The sequence below is a fragment of the Stenotrophomonas rhizophila genome (assembly GCF_007667275.1).
In the GTDB taxonomy this organism is placed as follows: Bacteria; Pseudomonadota; Gammaproteobacteria; order Xanthomonadales; family Xanthomonadaceae; genus Stenotrophomonas; species Stenotrophomonas maltophilia_AE.
This window is the reverse complement of sequence record NZ_VDQT01000003.1, coordinates 443,426-463,138: the sequence shown is the minus strand read 5'-3', so window position 1 is coordinate 463,138 and position 19,713 is coordinate 443,426. Positions and strand designations below refer to the sequence as shown.

Genomic DNA, 19,713 nt, shown 5'->3' with positions numbered 1-19,713 from the left:
CTGTCTTTTTTGTTTTCAGATGTGCCACGACCAACGGTCGTGGCCTACGACGTGGAACCGATACCGCATGAATCACGGACGATCAGGCGAGGTACAAGCGTCTGCTTGTCGCCCTCCGTCTCGCTGTTGTTGCCATCCATCAACTGCAGCAGGCGCGTGGCCGCCCTGTCGCCCAATTCGGCGATACTCACCTGCATCGTCGTCAACGACGGGTGAACGAAACGCGCCAGCGGAATGTCATCGAAGCCGGCCAGCGCCACATCCGTCGGCACCCGCACGCCCGCCTGGGCGAACGCATACAGGCATCCCAGCGCCATCATGTCGTTGGCGGCGAACACCGCATCGGGCAGTGCCCCGGCGGCCAGCAGCTCCTGCCCGGCGCGGTGGCCGGAGGCCTCATCGAAGTCGCCCGGCAGCTCGATGCCCTCCGCCGCGCTGCCGAACGCGGCCAACGCGTCGCGGAACCCGCGCAGGCGTTCGCGCGCATCGAAGTTCAGGTCGGGGCCGGCAATGAAGGCAATGCGGCGGTGCCCGCCATCGAGCAGGTGGCGGGTCATCGCCATCGCGCCGGCATGGTCGTCGATGCTGAGTACCGGGTGGTCCTGCTCGGGCAGATAGGTGTTGATCAGCACCGTGGGCAGCGACTGCGGCAGGTTGTCGGTCAGGAAGCCGGGGCTTTCGGCATACGGCGACAGCACCAGCAGCCCGTCGACCCGGCCGCGCATGGCACGCAGGGCCGCGCCCTGCTGCTCCTGGTCGCCGTGGTAGCTGGACACCAGCAGGTGCTGGCGGCGCGCACGCGCCACCTGGTCGATGCCGCGCATCAGTTCGGAGAAGAATTCGCCGTACAGGTCGGGCAGCACCACACCGATGGTGTTGGTGCGCCGGCTGCTCAGGCTGCGGGCGGCCGCGTGCGGCGTGTAGCGCAGGCGCGCAGCCACCTCCAGCACCAGCTTGCGCACCGGCTCGGCGACGTTTTCATGCCCGTTGAGCGCACGCGACACCGTTGCCACGCTGACGCGGGCTTCGCGGGCTACATCCTTGATGGTTATGGCTGCCTTGTTCACTTCGCCGCCCTCCACGGCTTAGAGATCTGGGCTTGGCGCGGAATGTAAGCGTTTTCAAACCCGGATGTAAACAGTCCGTTAGGCGAATGTCGCACGGCGGTAACCTCGAAATGTCCTGAAGAGGTCGCCCCGGGACTTGCCGGGACAAGGCGGGACAAGGGCTTCAGCCCTTTTTTGACGGCGCTTGGGCATCGATGGACAGCGCGTGGATGTCGGTCTCCATCAGGCTGCCCAGGGCCGCATAGACGGCACGATGGCGCGCCAGCGGCAACTTGCCCTCGAAGGCCGCGCTGACCACGCGGACATTGAAATGCCCGCGTCCATCGCGCGCGCCTTCGTGGCCGGCATGGCGGTGGCTGTCATCCACCACCTCCAGCAGCTCCGGGTCGAACGCCGCCTGCAGGGCCGCGCGGATCTGCTCGACCCGGTTCATGGCAGCACCCTGCGGAAGGGGCGCACCTGCACGCGGGTATAGACGCCGGCCTCCACATAGGGATCCTCGGCGCCCCAGGCCTGCGCCTGCTCCAGCGAGTCGAACTCGGCGATCACCACGCTGCCGCTGAAGCCTGCAGGGCCCGGGTCTTCGCTGTCGATGGCCGGGCACGGGCCGGCCAGCAGCAGACGGCCTGCATCACGCAGGGCTTCCAGTCGGGCCAGGTGGGCCGGCCGGGCCGCCAGCCGGGCGGGCAGCACATCGGTACCGTCATAGCCTTCAATCACATACCACACGGGCAACTCCAGGGGTTCAGCTGAACAACCCCGCGATTCTAGCCCGCCTCGCTGGACACTGCCGTTGTGAAGCCGTACTCTTGTCCCTATTGCACGTGGCTGGACGCAGCAACCCCGTCGTTACGGGATCCGCTGCCCCCAAACCAGTACACGTAGACGACCTCCCGCAGTTCCGTTGCCGCGCCTGTATCGACCCATCGTCGATGCCTGCTGGTCGAGCAACCTGCTGCTGTTTGAAATGTGGAACCACGCCGGCACAGGCGTGTCATGGCTTGCGATCCTGCCTTCCGGGCCGTCCCGGTCGGGTCCGGCGCAGCAAACTGGTCCGTTGCAATACCGACGTCAATATTGATGACTTCCGAACTCGCGCTCGACGCGAACCCGCAAACCCGGCCGACCGCCCCGCAGCAGCAGGAAATGCCGCTGGCCGTGGTGCATGGTCAACCGGTCCTGCAGATCCCGCAGGACCTGTACATCCCGCCGGACGCGCTGGAAGTCATCCTGGATGCTTTCGAAGGTCCGCTTGACCTGCTGCTGTACCTGATCCGCCGGCAGAACCTGGACATCCTGGACATCCCCGTCGCCGAAATCACCCGGCAGTACGTGGACTACATCAATGTCATGCAGGAACTGCGCTTCGAACTGGCCGCCGAGTACCTGGTGATGGCCGCGATCCTGGCCGAGGTGAAGTCGCGGATGCTGCTGCCGCGCCCGCCGAGCATCGAAGGCGAGGAAGGCGACCCGCGCGCGGAACTGGTGCGCCGGCTGCAGGAATACGAACGTTTCAAGCAGGCCGCCGAAGATATCGACGCCCTGCCCCGCCAGGACCGCGACACCAGCCTGGCCCATGCCTTCGTGCCCGACCGTGCGGCGATCAAGCTGCCGCCGCCGGTGGACCTGAAGGAAATGCTGATGGCGCTGCACGACGTGCTCAAGCGCGCCGAATTGTTTACCGGCCACGCGATCAAACGCGAGGCCTTGAGCGTCCGCCAGCGCATGGGCGACGTGCTGGGCCGTCTGGAAGACGGCAGGTTCTATCGCTTTGAAACGCTGTTCACCGCCGAAGAAGGCAAGCTGGGGGTGCTGGTCACCTTCCTGGCGCTGCTCGAACTGGCCAAGGAACAGTTGCTGGACATCGTCCAGGAAGCGCCGCTGGCGCCGATCTACGTCAAGTCCCTGGCCGCTGGCAACACCAACGAACCGCTGCAGTTCAACAGCGAGTTCGACGATGCCGACGCCGCCAACGAATCCGACTGAGCACCCGACCCACGCATGGATCAACCGCTGATCAACCGTATTGTCGAAGGGGCGCTGCTGGCCTCGAGCCAGCCGCTGACCCTGGCCCAGCTGCAGGGCCTGTTCCCGGAAGAGGAACCGGCGCCGCCGGGCAGCATCGAACGCGCGCTGGAACTGCTGCGCGAAGGCTGCGCCGATCGTGGCGTGGAGCTGGTCGAGGTCGCCTCGGGCTTCCGCTTCCAGGTCACCAGCGAGGTCCACGGGTTCATCACCCGGCTGTGGACCGAGCGCAAGACCCGCTACACCCGTGCCACGCTGGAAACCCTGGCGCTGATTGCCTACCGCCAGCCGATCACCCGCGGCGAGATCGAACAGGTACGAGGCGTGGCGGTGAGCAGCAACATCATCCAGGCGCTGGAAGAGCGCGAGTGGATCCGCGTGATCGGCCACCGCGACGTGCCCGGCAAACCGGCGCTGTTCGGCACCACCAAGGGCTTCCTGGATTACTTCGGGCTCAAGCGCCTGGACGAACTGCCGCCGCTGTCGGAGCTGCGCGACCTGGGTGAACTGGAGCCGCAGCTGCCGCTGGACAACGACGGCCAGCCGGCCGGTCGCATCGCCGCCGGCGCGGCCAGCCCGGACGCCGACGCCGAACCCCAGGCCGAGCCACAATCGGAACCAGAACCGGAATCCGAACCGGCACCGGAATCCGACCCGGCCGCCACCCGCGCCGCCGCGCGCGCCGCGCTGATGTCGGCACGGTTGGCAGAACAGGACGCCGCGCAGGACAATAGCGAAACCCAATCCCATGCATCTGCGTCGCCCGCCGACGACGATGCGGATGCAACCGCCAGCGATGGCGACCCCGAAACCGAAAACAACGCCGTCGCGAAGACGACCGTGGCTGTTGACGAAGCCGATCCCGAACCAGAGGCCGACGAAATGTCGCCGGCCGGAGCCAAGTAAATGAGTGACACCCCCCGCAAGCTGTCGTTGAACAAGCTTTCGCTGAAGCGCGAATCCGACACCGACCAGCCCAAGCTCGAAGAGCGCCTGCACAAGGTGCTGGCCCAGGCCGGCCTCGGCTCGCGCCGCGCGCTGGAACAGCGCATCGCCGACGGCCTGGTCAAGGTCAACGGCGAAGTGGCCAAGACCGGCCAGTCGATCAAGAGCGGCGACAAGGTCGAGCTGGACGGCCGTGGCTTCGTCGCCACCGCGCTGACCGAGACCTCGCGCGTGCTGGCGTACAACAAGCCCGAAGGCGAAGTGACCACGCGCGAAGATCCCGAAGGTCGCCCGACCGTGTTCGAAGCGCTGCCGGCCCTGAAGGGCGCACGCTGGATCGCGATCGGCCGCCTGGACATCAACACCACCGGCCTGCTGCTGGCGACCACCGATGGTGAGCTGGCCAACGCGATGATGCATCCCTCCTACGAGGTCGAGCGCGAATACGTGGTGCGCGTGCGCGCCCCGGAAGGCGAAGAGAAGGTGCCCGACGCCATCGTCGACCGCCTCGCCCGTGGCGTGGCGCTGGAAGACGGCCCGGCCAAGTTCGACGAGATCGAACGCATTGGCGGGACCGATTCGCACGACTGGTTCCGCGTGGTGGTCAAGGAAGGCCGCAACCGCGAAGTGCGTCGCCTGTGGGAGTCGCAGGGCTGCCAGGTCAGCCGCCTCAAGCGCACCCGCTACGGCAGGATCACCCTGCCGCGCGAACTGCTGCGTGGCCAGTCGCAGGAACTCACCGCCAAGCAGGTCGAGCAGCTGCGCGCCGAACTGAAGCTGGAAGAAGGCGCGCCGTCGGCGCTGACCCTGCAGCCGGTGATCGGCCAGCGCCGCGCCGCCAAGACCACCGTGCGCGTGTCGCGCGAAGGTGGCCGTGGCAATGCGTACGTCAACGGCCACAACCAGGCCGACGAAGGCCGCGAACTGCGTCGATTCGACAACGTGCGCGAAGACCGCGGCCGTGGTCGCGGGGGCAAGGGCGGCGGCTTCAAGGGTGGCCTGACGGTCACCGGCGAAGCGGCGGCCAAGCAGTCGCAGCGCCCGTTCAAGCAGCGCCCGGACAAGGGCAACCGCGCCCTGCCCGAAGGCAACCCGGCCGCGTTCCGCAGCTGGTACGTGCCCGATGGCGTGAGCACCGGCCCGAGCAACCACCGCAATGCCGGTCCGGGCGCAGCCCGCGGCCCGGGTGCGCGCGGACCGGGTGCCGGCGCAGGCGCCGGTGGCCAGGGCCGCCCGTACGGCAAGCCGAAGGGTCCGGGCGGCGCAGGCGGCCAGGGTCGCGGTGCCTATGGTGAACGCAGCGGCGGCGGCTTCGGCGGCGACGCGCGCGGTGAAAGCCGTGGCGGCTACGGCGGCCAGGGCCGTCCGGCCGGTGCTGGCGCCGGCAACCGCAGCGGCCAGGGCGCGCAGCGCCATCCGTACGGTCACCCGGGCAACGCGCCGAGCTTCCCGTCCGACCATGCCAATCCGGGCGCGAGCCCGTACGGCAACAGCCGTCCGGCCGGCGGTCGTCCTGCCGGCAATCGCGGCCCGGGCGGTCCGGGTGGCAACCGTGGCCCGGGTGGCCCCGGTGGCAATCGCGGCCCGGGCGGTCGCGGTCCGGGTGGCCCGGGCGGTCGTCCCGGCGGTGCACGCCCGGGCGGCAGCCGCGGTCCCGGCGGCGGTGGCCACCGTGGTGGCGGCCCGCGCGGCGGCTGATGCGAAATGAAAAAACCCGGTCATTGACCGGGTTTTTTTTGCGCTGGCAGCGTCGGCCGCTGGCCGGCCCACGCAATGACTAGCGGCGCTCGATGGTGAACCGGCTGCCGGCCACCCCCAGGTCCCAGCCCTTGCCGGTGCCGGCCAAGGCCAGGGATACGTCGCCCTTGGTGACGACCTGGGCGCTGCTGGACTTGTCCGCGCCTGCATGCGCTTCCACCGACGCGTAGGAGCCGATCAGGTCGTTGAGCGAATATGCGCCGGAGAACTTGCCCTTGCCGTCGGTGATCTTCGATTTGCCCACGGTCAGACCACCACCCTTGACGGTGATCTTCACCGGGATGCTGGCCCCGTTGTCGCAGGTGATCATGCCGGTGCCGGACGCGGTCTTGTAGAACACCGACCAACCGGCGAGGTTGTAGCTCAGTTCGCAGTCGATGTTGCCCGCCGCCTGCGCGGCCGGGACCGCGCCCAGGCCGGCCAGTGCGATCAGTGCCAGGAAATGCTTTTTCATCAGGGTGACCTCATGCCGGTGGAAGATGAGGCCGAATCTAGCTCATTTGGCAGGCTCCTCCTCCAGGCGCCGATTCATCGTTTCAGCGGTCAGCAAGGTAGAGGCCAGCTTGCGCACGTCGCCGTCGTGCAGGAGCGCGTCGCGCGCTTTCGACACCGTCTTCAGACTGGACTTGTCCGGCCGGGCGCCCATCGCATAACGATAGAAGCCGCTGGCCAGGCACATCATCGCCTCCCGGTTGGCTGCCACGTGCTCGGCAATCCCGCGGACGTCGTCGATATGCTCCACCCAATAGCCGCCAGCGGTGTCGATGAACGGCCCGGACGCATCGATGGGCACTTCCTGGTCGGTATAGCCCTCGTTGATGCCCAGCTCGGTCTGGCGCAGTTTCGCGGTCTGGTCGAAATTCTCCATCGACGCGCCGGTGTCGTTGAAGAACTTGTGGCAGGTCCAGCAGGTGCCTTCCGATGCAGTCGGCCCGGTGTTGATATGCCACTTCTCGCGCTCGCCGATCGGCCGGTCCGGATACGGGTCCGGGTCCGGCCGGATGGCGTTGGACGCGAACGTCTGGCAGAACAGGCTGTTGCGGATCACGAAGCCTCGCATCACCAGCGAGGTGGAGTGGTTGTTTGCGTATTTGACCGCGAACAGGCCGGCGTTCAGCACGCCGCCGCGCCAGTGCGCCTGCTCGGCCGTCAGCGTGATCTTCTTCAGCGCGCTGCCGGTAACCCCGCCGATTTCATAATGGTTGGCCAGCGCCTCGTTGAGGTAGGTATAGCCCGGGTTGAACGCTTCGCGCACGCCACCGGAGCCTTCGCGGAAGTTGTCTTCCAGGGTCATCCGGAACTCATCGCGCATCGCCGCGATCATCGTGGCGTCCAGGCCGGGGCGCGGCGATACCGGAAGGCCCGGGGCAAGGCCCGCGTAGAACGAAATGAACCGTGTCAGCTGCTGCGCCGAGCGTGGGTCGGCCAGCATGCTGTCGACCACCGCCTGCACCTGCGTCTCCGTTTCCAGTTCGCCATTGGCTGCCTTGTCCAGCAGCGCCGCATCCGGCGTGGTGCCCAGCAGCGTGAACGACAAGGCGGTGGCCCGCTCGTACGGCGTCAGGGTAAACAACGCATCGTCCGCATCCTTCGAGCCCATCTCCGAGCGATACAGGAAGTGTGGCGAGGCCAGCATCGCCAGCGCCACGCCCTGCACGCCGCCCTCCGGTTCCCCATACACGGTTTCGTAGCGCGTCTTCTCGGTAGCCGACAATGGGCGCCGGAACATCTCGCGCCCCAGGTTCGCCACGAAATCGGCCGCCGTGCTTCCGAAGCGAGTGGCCAGCGCGGCCTCGTCGATCGCGTCGCCCACCTTCAACGAGGTGTCGTAGTACTTGCGCACGTCCTCGGCGGTGAAGGTGCTGGCAATGGCCTCGACCGGATAGATGAAGTCAGGGCCGTCAGCCTTGTTGTCCGGCAGGTCTTCGGGATCCACCGTCACGCCCAGCACGTCGCGCACCGCGTTCGCATACTCGGTGCGGGCCAGCATTCGCAACTGGCGCGGGCCGGCCTGCGGACCCGGGTTGCTGTACTCGCGCCAGACCGTGTTCACCAGGTAACCGGAAATCTCCGATCCACAGACGCCATCGCAGTGGGTGCCGTTGGCGGTCATGTTGGTGGTCATGCCGATGACCTTCTCCTTCAAGGCATCGACATTGTCCACCCAGCGCATTGCCTTGACCGGATCGTTCCAGCTGGTGGCGGAGTGGCAGCCCACGCAGCCATTGGTGTCGTCCAGCAGCACCTGCTTGCCCAGGTCGTCCACTACCGTGTAAGAGGTGGTGCGGATCATTGGCGCGGTGTCGTAGTCCACCTGGATGCGTTCGCGCATGGGGGCCGGATACGCCTTTTCGGTGTACGGGTAATGCACCACGTAATCCCCATACTCCAGCGCCACCTTGGCCTCGCCGCCCCAGGCCACGTCCACCGGCACCCAGCCCTGGTTGCCCTTGCGCAGCTGCACCTGCCAGGCATCGGCCAGTGCGCCGGGAGGCTTGGCCGGGGCCTGCAGGGTGAGCTCGACGTTGACCTCGGGTCGTTCGATATAGGTCGCGGCAACCTCGGCATCCGGCGCACCCGCGCCCAGCGTGGCATGCATCTCACGCTGTTCGGGCACCCACTCGTCGAACGGCTTCCATTCCACTTTGTAGTTGCCATGCGGCAAACCGTTGAGCACAAGCCGCTTGCCCCAGGCCAGGCCGAAGTCACGGCGATCCCCATCCGGGCCGGTAAGGAAGCCGACCACCTGCTGGCCGGCAACGTCCGCGGAAGGCGCGGCCGGCGCCCTCAGCGTCAGTGTCGTGGCCGGCAGCCCGTCGGTGATATAGGTGAGACGGTAGATGTTGACCGAGATATCGTCGGAGACCAGCAGCGAACCGTCCGGCATCGGCAGGAATTCCACCGGGCTGCCGATGCAGCCGTTCTCCTGCATGCATCCGGTCGGTGTGGTCGGGCCGGTGCCGCGCCAGCCCTGCACCAGCGGAATGGACGCATCCACGCTGTCGCCGTCCAGGGTGAACACGGTGATGTTCATGCCGGGGCGTTCGTCACTGCCCTTGCTGTGCACGGCGGCCAGCAGGTGCTGGCGCCCGCGCTGCGGGGCGTAGGTCTTCCAGAAACGGATGCCCAGCGGCGCGAAATTGCTGCCGAAGTCGAACGCGGGCGGCGAGAAGTGCAGCGTGTTGATGTCCGAAGGCGCCTTGTCGCTGAGGATGGCGCCCGGCGGAATCCGCAATGCGTCCAGCTCCTCGCGGCGCTCCCACTCCGAGTCGGTGATGCCGATGGTGTCACGACCGAAGACGTAGGGCGCGCCGTAGTGCCGCGGCGCACGCAGCATGTTGAACACGTTCAACTCGTCGGGGTTGTCGAAGCCGTCGCGGTTGTTGTCGCCCGACCAGACCGTACCGGTGGCCGGCTGCCAGTCCATGCCGACGGCGTTGCGTATGCCGCGTGCCAGCACTTCGGATGCACCGGTGGCCGGATTGACCCGCAGGATGGTGCCGTAGCGCGGGTCTTTGACGGTAATGCAGACGTTGCACGGAATGCCTACGTCCGTGTAGATCCACTCGTCGGTGGGATCGAAGGTATTGAAGTGCAGCGAGTGCTTCTGGTGGTACCACCGCCACGGCGGCACGTCCGCCAACGGGAAGTCGGCGTCGTCCGCGGGGAATTTCCAGACCTCGGTGCCGATCAGCGCACCGGTGCGGTACTTCGTGTCGATGTCATCGATGCGCCGCAGGCTGCCGCTGGTGGCGTAGTACAGCGTGCCCTTGCGGTAGGCAACACCATGCGGCTCCTCCAACCCGGTGCCGATCACGTAAGTGCCCGTCGTGCCGGTCTTCTGCGCGTTCAATTCCAGCGCGTACAGCACCTGGGCACGACGATTGGCGGTGCTGCCCTCGCCCGCCGGAACGTCTGCCCAGTGCGGAATCGCACTGCTGCCCACGTACAGCACGGTGCCGGCGTCGTTGAGCGCCATCTGCCGCGGTTGATCCAGGCCCGAGGCGAACAGTTCGACCGTTATCCCTGGCAGGCCTTTCAGCCGGGCCACGTCCGGCAACCTGCGGAAGCGCGGCTTGAAGACGACGTTCTGGCCGGACGACTCGGTGATCCGGAGAACACGACCGGTATCCATCGGCGCGCCGACGCTGTTGCTGTCCAGGATCAGCACATAGTTGCACTGCTTCAGTTCGTCGACGACGACAGTCTGCCCCCAGCTGCCCTTGATCGGGTGGACATCGGCGCCGCACTGGAGCTTGCCGGTGATCTCGCCAGTGGCCTCGCCGCTGCCGTACTCGATGTTGGACGGCAGCTCCAGGGTAATGCGGTTCTCCTGCGGATCGGGATCGGGGCCCATGCAGGCGCCAAGGTGCGTCCAGGTGGTATCCCAGAATGGGTTCTGCCCATCCGGCTCGTAATCATCCTGGTTGCACCAGGCAGCGTGCCCGTGGCACTCGTAGCGCTGCCCCAGGTTCTGCACCGTATCGCCGATGACGTAGCCGCTGTCCGGCGCCCACTGTGGGTCATCACAGGCCATCTGGACCGGACCGGACCCGCCATCTTCCCGGCGGCAACCACCCAACGCGAGCGCCAGCATGAGCGCCGCCACCGCTAACCAGGATTTCATGGTATTCCCCACCCGTCGAATTCGACCCCCGTTGAATTCATGCCTCATGCCGCACCCGCGCTGCGTCAGGCGATTCAGCCGATCCCCCTGAAAATCCCGCTGACCGGGGGAAGGCTGTAACCCGAGGCCACCCCCATCGACTGCGCGACCGTCGTCCAGATCCGCTCCAGGCTGACGTGCTCGCCCAGCCAGTCGCTTCGGTCACCCTGGTCGCCGATATGGATGAAGCGGCCGTTGTTGCTGTTGCCGACGTTCAGCCCGTGCGACCGGGTGCCGCCGATCATCACCAAGGGCATGTCCAGGCTCGTCTCCGGTCGGCCGTCAGACAGCTCGCTGGTGACAACGACCAGGGTGTGGTCCAGCAATGAATCCTCCGGTACGTCCGGATCCGGGTGCCGGGCCAGGTCATCCAGCAGCGTCTTGAGTCGGTTGACGTACCACACTCGCGACTGCTGCCACATGATGCGCTTTTCGTCCGGACCGCTGCCGCGGTTATGGTGGGCAGCCTCGTGCGCATTGTCGGTGAACGTCGGCCCGCTGCCGTCACCGTAGGGATCGAAATAGATCGCCTGGTTCTCCGAACTGGCGCCGACCTGGAAGGTGGCCACCCGGGTCGCACCGCAGGCCAGTGCGGTCGCCAGTACGCTCGACGTGGCAGCCAGCACATCCGCCCTGCGCTTGTGGTCTTCGAGCCACGACTGCTCGAACTCCGGCAGCGTGGGGTCGCAGCCGGGGCCCGGCTCCACCGGGCCGCCGTCCAGGTCGTTCTGCACCTGCTCGATGGCGTCCAGGTGCGACTCCAGCTTCTGCCGCTCGCGCGGCGACATGCCTTCCTTGAGCTCGCGCAGGTCGGCCAGGGCCGGGTCGAACACGTGCTTGCCACCACTCCGGCTGCGCCCGGCCTGGTCGGGGAACAAGCTTGCAAACAGGCGGTGCGGGTTGCTCTGCATGTCCCGGATCGCCGTGCCTCCTCCGGAATAGGACACCCGAAAGTTTGGGTTGTGGGTAATGTGGCCACAGAACACAGCCTTCTGCGTGGCTGCATAGTTCGACAGCTTCTGCCCGATGATGTGGTCGATGCTGGCATGCGCCTTGTTGTTGTCACGCAGGCATGACGTCCATCCGCTATGCGCTTCGTAGTTTGTCCCCAGGGAGGTGCCACGGATGTAGAGCGACCGCGAGCGGTAAGGCTCCAGCTCACTGCTCAGCATCGCCAGCAGGGGGCCCTCCACATCCAGCCCCAGCGATCGATAACTGTTGTTGCCCACTTCCCCATCCCACGGATGCCAGATCTGGCGATCGTTCGGGTTGCTGGGCGCTTCCTGGTCCGGCGTGGTGTTGTTGAGATTCAGGGTCCCCAATCCATCGGCCAGGATTACGAACACCACCTTGGGCTTGCCGCCCTGCAGCGCACCCTTCAACTCGCGCCCGTCCACCGCCCAGCGGGCCAGCGACGTGCGGTTGAGGTAGTACGCCCCTGCACCGAGGGCGCCCAGTCCGCCCGCAGCGGCCAGACCCAGCAGCAATCTACGGCGGGACACTGAAATGCTCATTTCGCGTTCTCCTGGTCCTTGCGGCGGTTCATCGTTTCAGCGGTCAACAGCGTGGTCGCCAGCCTGCGCACGTCGCCGTCCTGCAACAGCGTGTCGCGCGCACGGGTGATGGTCCCCAGGCTGTTCCTGTCCGGCCGGGCACCCATCGCGTAGCGGTAAAAACCGCTCGCCAGGCACAGCATGGCCTCTTTGTTGCCTGGGACGTGCTCGGCGATGTCGCGGACGTCATCGATGCGGTCGATCCAGTTGCCGCCGGCGTTGTCGATGAACGGGCCGGAGGCATCGATGGGCACGTGCTGGTCGGTATACCCCTCGTTGATGGCCAGTTCCGTCTCGCGCAGCTTTGCGGTCTGGTCGTAGTTCTCCATCGATGCGCCCGTGTCGTTGAAGAACTTGTGGCAGCCCCAGCAGGTGCCGTGCGACGCAGTCGGGCCGGTGTTGATCTGCCACTTCTCGCGCTCGCCGATCGGCCGTTCCGGGTACGGATCGGGATCCGGGCGCAGGGCATTGGCAGCGAACGACTGGCAGAACAGGCTCTGCCGGATGGTGAAGCCACGCATGACCAGCGAGGTGGAGTGGTTGTTGGCGTACTTGACCGGGAACAGCCCCGCGTTCAGCACGCCGCCGCGCCAGCGCGCATGTTCGTGAGAGAGCACCACCTTTTTCAGCGCGCTGCCGGTGACCCCACCGATGGCGTAGTGGCTGGCCAGTTCGGCATTGAGGAACGTATAGCCGGGATTGAACGCCTCGCGCACCGTGCCGGAACCGGTGTGGAAATTCTCTTCCAGGGTCATCCGGAACTCATCACGCATTGCCGCGATCATTGGCGCGTCCAGGCCTGGCCGCGGGGAAATGGGAACGCCCGGGGCCAGGCCGGCGTAGTACGACACGAACCGGGTCAGTTGCTGCGCCGCGCGTGGGTCGAGCAGCATGTTGGAGATGACCCGCTGCACCTGCCCTTCGGTTTCCAGCTCGCCATTCTCCGCCGCAGCCAGCAGCGCGTCATCGGGCGTGGTGCCAAGCAACGTGAACGACAAGGCGGTGGCACGCTCGAACGGGCTCAGCGTGAACAGGTCGCCTTCCGCATCCTTCACCCCCATCTCCGAGCGATACAGGAAAAAAGGCGAGGCCAGCATGGCCAGTGCAACGCTGCGCACGCCGCGCGCGCCCCCGGCCGAGGGCTGGTTGTACACCTCCAGGTAGCGAAGCTTCTCGCTGTCCGACAGCGGACGCCGGAACATCTTCCGGCCCAGCGCCGAAACGAAAGCGTCGGCCCGGCTGCCGAAGCGTGCGGCCAGCGCCTGCTCGTCGATGGCGTCATGCACCATCAGCGACACGTCGTAGTACCGGCGCACGTCCTCGGCGGTAAACGTGCTCGCGATGCCCTCGACCGGATAGATGAAGTCCGGTCCGTCGGCCTTGTCTTCGGGGAGCGCTTGCAGATCGACCCTTACGCCCAGTACATCGTCAACTGCGTTTGCATACTCGGTGCGCGCCAGCATGCGAAGCTGTCGTGGCCCCGCCTGCAGGCCGGGCCTGCTGTATTCGCGCCAGGTCGTGTCGACAAGGTAGCGCGCCACTTCGGACGCGCAGACCCCGTCACAATGCGTGCCGTTGGCGGTCATGTTGCCGGTCATGCCGGCGACCTTTTCCTCGAGCGCGTCGATGTTGTTGACCCAGCGGTTCGCCTTCAGCGGATCGTCCCAGCTCTCCTCGGAGTGGCATGCCACGCAGCTGTTTCCATCCTTCAGCAGGACCTGCTCACCCAGGTCGGCCACGGCCTTGTACGCGGCCGTACGGGTGAGTGGCGGGGTGTCATGGTCCACCTGGAAGCGCTCGCGCATCGGCTCCGGATAGGCCTTCTCGGTGTACGGGTTGTGCAGGACGTAGTCGCCCGTTTCCAGCTGGACCTTCGACTCGCCCGCCCAGGGTACAGCGACGGGGAGCCAGGCCTGGTTGCCCTTGCGCAGCATCACCGTCCAGTGCTGGGCCAGCGCGCCGGCCGGCCTGGCCGGGGCGACGAGGGTCAGCTCGACCTTGACGTCGGGTTTCTCGACGTACTTCGCGGCGATCTCGGCCTCGCCTGACTCGCCAAGCGTGGCGCTCATCTCGCGCTGTTCGGGCACCCACTCATCGAACGGCTTCCACTCCACCCTGTAGTCGCCGGGCGGCATGCCGTCGAGCACCAGCTTCCCGCCCCAGGCGACGCTGAAGTCGCGACGCTCCCCATCCGGGCCGGTCAGGAACCCGACCACCGGCAGGTGCCCGATATCCGGCGAGGGCGCTGCGGGCGCAGTCAAGGTCAACGTCGTGTCGGGCAGCGCGTTGTCGTCATGGCTGACGCGATAGATGACACCGGCCACATCGTCGGACACCAACACCGAGCCGTCGGGCATCTCGTAGAACTCGACCGGGCTGCCCAGGCAACCGTTTTCCTGCATGCAGCCCGACGGCGTGGTCGGTCCGGAGCCCCGCCACCCCTGCACCAGCGGAATGGACGATTCGACCGTGTCGCCCGCCAAAGCAAGCAGGGTGATGTTCATGCCCGGGCGCTCATCGGTGCCCTTGCTGTGCACCGCTACCAGCATGTGTTCCCTGCCTGCGCGCGGCGGGTAGCCATTCCAGAAGCGCACGCCCAGTGGCGCGAAATTGCTGCCGAACGCGTACGCCGGCGGCGTGTAGTCGCCCGGCCTGATCTCCGACGGCGCCTTGTCACTGAGGATGGCGCCCTGCGGAATCCGCAGCGCGTCCAGGTCTTCCCGGCGCTCCCACTCCGATTCGGTTATGCCGATGGTGTCCGGGCCGAACACATAGGGCGCACCAAAATGCTTCGGTTCCGAGGCGGCATCGATGACGTTCAACTCATCGTCGTTGTCGAAGCCATCGCGATTGTTGTCGCCAAACCAGAGCTTCCCGGTCGCCGGATTCCAGTCCAGCCCGCCCGCATTGCGTACACCGCGCGCAAGCACGTCGGCCTTGCCGGTCGCCGGGTCGACCCGCATCACCGTGCCGTAGCGCGGATCCTTGATGGTCACGCAGACATTGCAGGGAATGCCGACTGCCGTGTACAGGTGCGCGTCGGCCGGGTCCATCGAATTGAAGTACAGCGGATGCTTCTGGTGGTACCACCGCCACGGCGGCACATCCGGCATCGGGAACGGCGTGTCGCTGGCGGGGAAGCGCCAGAGCTCCTCGCCCTGCAGCACGCCATCGCGGTACTTGCTGTCGATACCGGCCACGCGGCGCAGGCTGCCGGTGGTCGCGTAGTACAGCGCGCCGTTGCGATACGCGACCCCATGCGGCTCTTCCAGCCCGGTGGCAATCACGTAGGTGGCCGTCGCCCGGGTCTTCTCGGGGTTCAACTCCAGCGCGTACAAGGTTTCCGCACGCCGATTGGCGGTGTTGCCCTCGCCCACGGGCTGGTCGGCCCAGTGCGGAATGGAACTGCTGCCCACGTAGAGCACGGTCCGGTCGTCGTTGAGCGCCATCTGCCGCGGCTGGTCCAGCCCGGACGCGAACAGCTCGACCTTCACGCCGGGCAGCCCCTTCAGCCGGGCCGGATCCGGCAGCCGGCGGAAGCGCGGCTTGAACAGGATGTTCTGGCCCCGCTGCTCGGTCACCCGGATGACCCGGCCGGTATCCATCGATGCGCCGATGGCGTTGCTGTCCATGATCAGCACGTAGTCGCACTGCTTCAGGTCATCGATGACAACGGTCTGGCCCCAGCTGCCCTTGACCGGATGGACGTCGGTGCCGCACTGGAGCTTGCCGGTGATGTCGCCGCTGGCCTCGCCGGTGCCGAATTCGATGTTGGTCGGCAACTGCAGCGTGATGCGGTTGCCCGGCGGATCGGGATCGGGCCCGCCCGTGCACGCGCCCAGGTGCGTCCAGGTTTCTTCCCAGAACGGGTTCTCGCCATCGGGCTCGTAGGGCGCCTGGTTGCACCAGCCGGCGTGGCCGAAGCACTCGTAGCGCTGGCCCAGGTTCTGCACCGTGCTGCCGATGACGTAGCCGCTGTCCGGCGCCCACTGCGGGTCGCTGCAGCTGGGCTCGAACGCGTCGGACTCATCGTTCTTTCGGCAGCCACCCCATACCAGCACGAGCGCCAACAACAGCGCGATCAACGCCATCCAGGCCTTCATCGGAGGTCCCCGGCTCTTGAATTCGACCCCCGTTGAATTCAGATTCCACGGCCTGTCTAGGGCGCACTGGAATTGGGCGCAACCATGCACCCCGTCCTATTAAGACGGGGTGAAGTCAGCCCTGCTGGACCGGTCCGCCCAAGGTAAATGCATCGGCGTCGAGCATCGCCGGGAAGCGCGCACGGTGCGCGGCCAGCGCGGCGGCGGAGACCGTGGTGGTCACCACCTGCTCGCAGCTGCGGGTTTCCACCTGCGGCTGCCCGAGGAAGTCGATCACGGCGCTGTCGCCGTCGTACTGCAGCGCGTTGCCATCCACGCCGACGCGGTTGACCGCCGCCACGTAGCACAGGTTTTCGATCGCGCGTGCGCGCAGCAGGGTCCGCCAGGGATAGGCGCGTGCCGCCGGCCAGTTGGCCACGAAGATCTGCAGGTCGAAGTCCAGGTCGTCGGCCCGCTCGACGTTGTAGCGGTTGCGGCAGAACACCGGGAAACGCAGGTCGTAGCAGACCAGTGGATTGATCCGCCAGCCTTTCCATTCCACCGTCAGGCGCGCGTCGCCGGCCGCATAGCGCAGGTGTTCGTCGCCGTAGCGGAACAGGTGGCGCTTGTCGTAGTACTGCAGGCCGCCGTCCGGCGTGGCCCACAGCAGGCGGTTGTACACGCCCTCGCCCACCCGCAGCTGCACGCTGCCGGTGACCGCCGCGTCCAGCCGCGATGCCTGCTCGCGGATCCAGGCCACGGTGGGACCGTCCATCCCTTCGGCGCGGAAGATCGCGTCGTTGGAGAAGCCGCTGGTGAAGGTTTCCGGCAGGATCACCAGGTCGGTCTGCCCGGCCAGCGGTGCCAGCAGTTCGCCATAGTGGGCGCGGTTGCCCTCCGGGTCGTGCCAGCGGGTGTCGCCCTGTACCAGGCTGATCCGCAGGTCGAGACGCTGCGCGGCCGCCATCACAGCGCTTCCAGCCGTGCGATGGCCGCATCCAGGGTCGCGTCGTTCTTGGCGAAGCACAAGCGCACGATGCGCTGGCCCTGCGGCGGGGTTTCATAGAACGGCGACAACGGAATGGCAGCCACGCCCTTTTCGACGGTCAGCCATTTCACGAATTCATGGTCCGGCAGGTCGCTGATCGCCGAGTAGTCCACCAGTTGGAAGTAACCGCCCGGCACCGGCAGCGGCTGCAGCCGCGTGCCGAGCAGCTGTTCGCGGAAGCGGTCGCGCTTGGCCTGGTAGAACGCGCCCAGTTCCAGGTGGTGTTCCGGCTCGTCGCGGATCATCGCGGCAAAGCCGTACTGGGCCGGGCCGAAGCTGGTGAAGGTGTTGTACTGATGGACTTTGCGGAATTCCGCGCTCAGCGCCGGGGGCGCCACCGCATAACCGATCTTCCAGCCGGTGCAATGGTAGGTCTTGCCGAAGCTGGAAATGACGAACGTGCGCTCGCGCAGCTCCGGGTAACGCAGCGCCGATTCGTGGCGGCGACCGTCGTAGATGATGTGCTCGTACACTTCGTCGGAAATCAGGTAGATGCCGGTGCCGCGCAGCACGTCGATCAGGGCCTGCATGTCCGCGGCATCGAACATCGCGCCGGACGGGTTATGCGGCGTGTTGACCATCAGCAGGCGGGTCTTCGGCGTGATCGCCGCGCGCACCCGGTCCCAGTCGACGCGGAAGCTCTGCGGGTCCAGCGGCACGTGCACGGCGCGCGCGCCGGCCAGCTCGATGGCCGGCTCGTAGCAGTCATAGGCCGGGTCCAGCACGATCACTTCCTCGCCGGGGCGCACCACCGCATGGATGGCGTTGAAGATCGCCTCGGTGGCACCGCTGGTGACGGTGACCTCGCTGTCCGGATCCACCTGCGCGCCGTACAGGTCCAGCGACTTCTGCGCGATGGCCTGGCGCAGCGGCGCCACCCCGGTCATCGGCGGGTACTGGTTGAGCCCGCCGTGCATGGCCTTGATCGTCTCATCAATGAGCCGCTGCGGCGCGGAAAAGTCCGGGAAGCCCTGCCCCAGGTTCACGGCGCCGTGCTCGGCGGCCAGCTGGGACATCACGGTGAAGATGGTGGTGCCCACCTTGGGCAGCTTGGTCTGGGGGTTCATCGGCAACCGGAAATCAAAGGCGGAGCAAAAGTGTAAACCGGTACACTCCCTGCATGCAGATCTCCCCGAACACCCCGCCGCTGCTGTCCGCCACGGGCCTGGCCTTCCACCGCAACGATGAACCCGTGTTCGGGCCCCTTGATCTGCAGGTCGACGCAGGTGAGGCGCTGCTGGTCCAGGGCGACAATGGCGCCGGCAAGACCACGCTGCTGCGGGTGCTGGCCGGGCTTCTGCGGGCCGGCAGCGGGACCATCCAGATCGATGGGCGCCCGGCCGGGCACCGCGAGCGCGCGCAGTTCGTGGCCTACCTGAGCCACCTGCCTGGACTGAAGCCGGACCTGGACACGCTGGAGAACCTGAATTTCCTGTGCGGCCTGCACGGTCGCCGCGCGCGCCAGATGCCCGGCAACGCGCTGGCCATCGTCGGCCTGGCCGGCCATGAGGGGACCTTGGTGCGCCAGCTCTCCGCCGGCCAGAAGCGACGGCTGGCGCTGGCCCGGATCTGGCTCTCGCCGGCACCGTTGTGGTTGCTGGACGAGCCGTACGCCAACCTGGACCTGGACGGGATCAACCTGGTGAACCGGATGATTACCGCACACCTGCGCGGCGGTGGTGCGGCCCTGGTGACCACGCACGGGGCCTATGCCGCGCCGCCGGTACGGACGCGGCTGGTAACCCTGTCTGCGGCCGGGCAGCCGTCGCAGGCCGCAGCGGGAGAGCTGGCATGATCGCGCCGGGGACCCAGCCGGGACTGTGGCAGACCGCGCGGGCGCTGGCCGGGCGCGACCTGCGCCTGCTCTGGCGACGCCGCGGCGATGCCCTGCAGCCGCTGCTGTTCGCGCTGCTGGTCGTGGTGCTGTTCGCACTGGCGCTGGGCCGCGATCCGCCATTGATGGCCAAGGTCGCTGCCGCCGTGCTGTGGCTGGCGGTGCTGCTGGCCGGCCAACTCTCGCTGGACAGCCTGTTCCGCAGCGATGCCGAGGACGGATCGCTGGAACAATGGCTGCTGGCCCCGGTCCCGTTGGCGTGGCTGGTGCTGGTACGGGTGCTGGTGCACTGGGCGACCACCGCGCTGCCGATGATCGCGGTCACCCCGCTTCTTGCCGAAATGCTGCATCTGCCACATGACCAACTGCCGATACTGCTGGCATCGTTACTGCTCGGCACCCCGTTGCTCAGCCTGATCGGCGGCGTGGTGGCGGCGCTGACGGTGAGCATTCGACGCTCTGGTATTCTCGTTGCGCTGCTGGCGTTGCCGCTGTTCGTGCCGGTGCTGGTGTTTGGTGCAGGCAGCGTGGCGGCCGCCGCGCGCGGGCAGGATCCGGTCGGCGCGTTGCTGCTGCTCGGCGCCGGGCTGGTGGTGGCACTGGTGCTGGCGCCGCTGGCTACCGCTGCCGCGATCCGGATTTCATTGAGTTGAGTGGTTGGCTTGCGTTTCACCGTTTTTCAGGACACGCCTGGCGTGTCGCTACGTTCTCGTCCCCTGCTGGATAGCTATCGCC

General features: G+C 66.9%; 13 protein-coding genes and 1 pseudogene. 5 read left to right on the top strand and 9 right to left on the bottom strand.

Annotated features, from left to right (window positions below):
* Window positions 1-44: 44 nt before the first annotated feature.
* The 3 genes from FSZ13_RS12650 to FSZ13_RS12640 all read right to left on the bottom strand — a co-directional run bounded on the left by FSZ13_RS12650 (window position 45) and on the right by FSZ13_RS12640 (window position 1,796).
* The gene (locus tag FSZ13_RS12650) at window positions 45-1,082 is read right to left on the bottom strand and encodes a LacI family DNA-binding transcriptional regulator (protein WP_145480183.1); all 1,038 of its coding nucleotides are present in this window, start codon (window positions 1,080-1,082) and stop codon (window positions 45-47) included.
* 148 nt (window positions 1,083-1,230) lie between these two features.
* Window positions 1,231-1,500 carry a BolA family protein gene (locus FSZ13_RS12645; RefSeq protein ID WP_145480181.1) on the bottom strand — a complete coding sequence of 90 codons (270 nt, stop codon included), beginning with the start codon at window positions 1,498-1,500 and terminating at the stop codon, window positions 1,231-1,233.
* Window positions 1,497-1,796 (bottom strand): YciI family protein, encoded by a 300-nt coding sequence (locus tag FSZ13_RS12640; RefSeq protein ID WP_145480179.1) that lies wholly within the window; start codon window positions 1,794-1,796, stop codon window positions 1,497-1,499. Before FSZ13_RS12640 ends, FSZ13_RS12645 begins: the two co-directional genes overlap by 4 nt.
* Before the next feature lie 351 nt (window positions 1,797-2,147).
* Between FSZ13_RS12640 and FSZ13_RS12635 the strand changes: the two genes are divergently transcribed.
* The 3 genes and pseudogenes from FSZ13_RS12635 to FSZ13_RS12625 all read left to right on the top strand — a co-directional run bounded on the left by FSZ13_RS12635 (window position 2,148) and on the right by FSZ13_RS12625 (window position 5,735).
* Window positions 2,148-3,053 carry a segregation and condensation protein A gene (locus tag FSZ13_RS12635; protein ID WP_145480177.1) on the top strand — a complete coding sequence of 302 codons (906 nt, stop codon included), beginning with the start codon at window positions 2,148-2,150 and terminating at the stop codon, window positions 3,051-3,053.
* A 15-nt stretch (window positions 3,054-3,068) separates the two neighbouring features.
* Window positions 3,069-4,006, top strand: a pseudogene (gene scpB, locus FSZ13_RS12630) (SMC-Scp complex subunit ScpB).
* Window positions 3,999-5,735 carry a pseudouridine synthase gene (locus FSZ13_RS12625; protein ID WP_145480175.1) on the top strand — a complete coding sequence of 579 codons (1,737 nt, stop codon included), beginning with the start codon at window positions 3,999-4,001 and terminating at the stop codon, window positions 5,733-5,735. The pseudogene scpB and the gene FSZ13_RS12625 overlap by 8 nt, the downstream one beginning before the upstream one ends.
* A 79-nt stretch (window positions 5,736-5,814) precedes the next feature.
* On the opposite strand, the gene FSZ13_RS12620 is transcribed toward FSZ13_RS12625, so the two are convergent.
* The 6 genes from FSZ13_RS12620 to FSZ13_RS12595 form a co-directional block, all read right to left on the bottom strand.
* Window positions 5,815-6,249: a hypothetical protein gene (locus FSZ13_RS12620; RefSeq protein ID WP_145480173.1), complete on the bottom strand. Its 435-nt coding sequence runs from the start codon at window positions 6,247-6,249 to the stop codon at window positions 5,815-5,817.
* A 42-nt stretch (window positions 6,250-6,291) separates the two neighbouring features.
* Window positions 6,292-10,422 carry a DUF1592 domain-containing protein gene (locus FSZ13_RS12615; RefSeq protein ID WP_145480171.1) on the bottom strand — a complete coding sequence of 1,377 codons (4,131 nt, stop codon included), beginning with the start codon at window positions 10,420-10,422 and terminating at the stop codon, window positions 6,292-6,294.
* Between the two features lie 74 nt (window positions 10,423-10,496).
* Entirely contained in the window at window positions 10,497-11,975 is a 1,479-nt protein-coding gene (locus tag FSZ13_RS12610; protein WP_145480169.1) for a DUF1552 domain-containing protein, read from the bottom strand.
* Window positions 11,972-16,117 (bottom strand): DUF1592 domain-containing protein, encoded by a 4,146-nt coding sequence (locus FSZ13_RS12605; protein WP_145480167.1) that lies wholly within the window; start codon window positions 16,115-16,117, stop codon window positions 11,972-11,974. The genes FSZ13_RS12610 and FSZ13_RS12605 overlap by 4 nt, the downstream gene beginning before the upstream one ends.
* Window positions 16,118-16,232: 115 nt before the next feature.
* A complete protein-coding gene (locus tag FSZ13_RS12600) occupies window positions 16,233-17,063 on the bottom strand; it encodes an amidohydrolase (protein WP_145480165.1) in 831 nt (276 codons plus the stop codon).
* Window positions 17,063-18,211: a pyridoxal phosphate-dependent aminotransferase gene (locus FSZ13_RS12595; protein ID WP_145480163.1), complete on the bottom strand. Its 1,149-nt coding sequence runs from the start codon at window positions 18,209-18,211 to the stop codon at window positions 17,063-17,065. The genes FSZ13_RS12600 and FSZ13_RS12595 overlap by 1 nt, the downstream gene beginning before the upstream one ends.
* A gap of 53 nt (window positions 18,212-18,264) precedes the next feature.
* On the opposite strand from FSZ13_RS12595, the gene ccmA reads away from it, so the two are divergent.
* Together ccmA and ccmB are read left to right on the top strand one after the other, a co-directional pair.
* Complete coding sequence (gene ccmA, locus FSZ13_RS12590) at window positions 18,265-18,939, top strand: heme ABC exporter ATP-binding protein CcmA (RefSeq protein WP_145480161.1); 675 nt, start codon at window positions 18,265-18,267, stop codon at window positions 18,937-18,939.
* Window positions 18,936-19,631: a heme exporter protein CcmB gene (ccmB, locus tag FSZ13_RS12585; protein ID WP_145480159.1), complete on the top strand. Its 696-nt coding sequence runs from the start codon at window positions 18,936-18,938 to the stop codon at window positions 19,629-19,631. Before ccmA ends, ccmB begins: the two co-directional genes overlap by 4 nt.
* The last annotated feature ends 82 nt before the right edge of the window (window positions 19,632-19,713 follow it).

Coding starts and splice junctions, on each gene's coding strand:
- FSZ13_RS12620 (WP_145480173.1), bottom strand. CDS start 6,249: ATGAAAAAGCATTTCCTGGCACTGATCGCACTGGCCGGCCTGGGCGCG.
- ccmB (WP_145480159.1), top strand. CDS start 18,936: ATGATCGCGCCGGGGACCCAGCCGGGACTGTGGCAGACCGCGCGGGCG.
- FSZ13_RS12605 (WP_145480167.1), bottom strand. CDS start 16,117: ATGAAGGCCTGGATGGCGTTGATCGCGCTGTTGTTGGCGCTCGTGCTG.
- FSZ13_RS12595 (WP_145480163.1), bottom strand. CDS start 18,211: ATGAACCCCCAGACCAAGCTGCCCAAGGTGGGCACCACCATCTTCACC.
- FSZ13_RS12600 (WP_145480165.1), bottom strand. CDS start 17,063: ATGGCGGCCGCGCAGCGTCTCGACCTGCGGATCAGCCTGGTACAGGGC.
- FSZ13_RS12645 (WP_145480181.1), bottom strand. CDS start 1,500: ATGAACCGGGTCGAGCAGATCCGCGCGGCCCTGCAGGCGGCGTTCGAC.
- FSZ13_RS12625 (WP_145480175.1), top strand. CDS start 3,999: ATGAGTGACACCCCCCGCAAGCTGTCGTTGAACAAGCTTTCGCTGAAG.
- FSZ13_RS12635 (WP_145480177.1), top strand. CDS start 2,148: ATGACTTCCGAACTCGCGCTCGACGCGAACCCGCAAACCCGGCCGACC.
- ccmA (WP_145480161.1), top strand. CDS start 18,265: ATGCAGATCTCCCCGAACACCCCGCCGCTGCTGTCCGCCACGGGCCTG.
- FSZ13_RS12610 (WP_145480169.1), bottom strand. CDS start 11,975: ATGAGCATTTCAGTGTCCCGCCGTAGATTGCTGCTGGGTCTGGCCGCT.
- FSZ13_RS12615 (WP_145480171.1), bottom strand. CDS start 10,422: ATGAAATCCTGGTTAGCGGTGGCGGCGCTCATGCTGGCGCTCGCGTTG.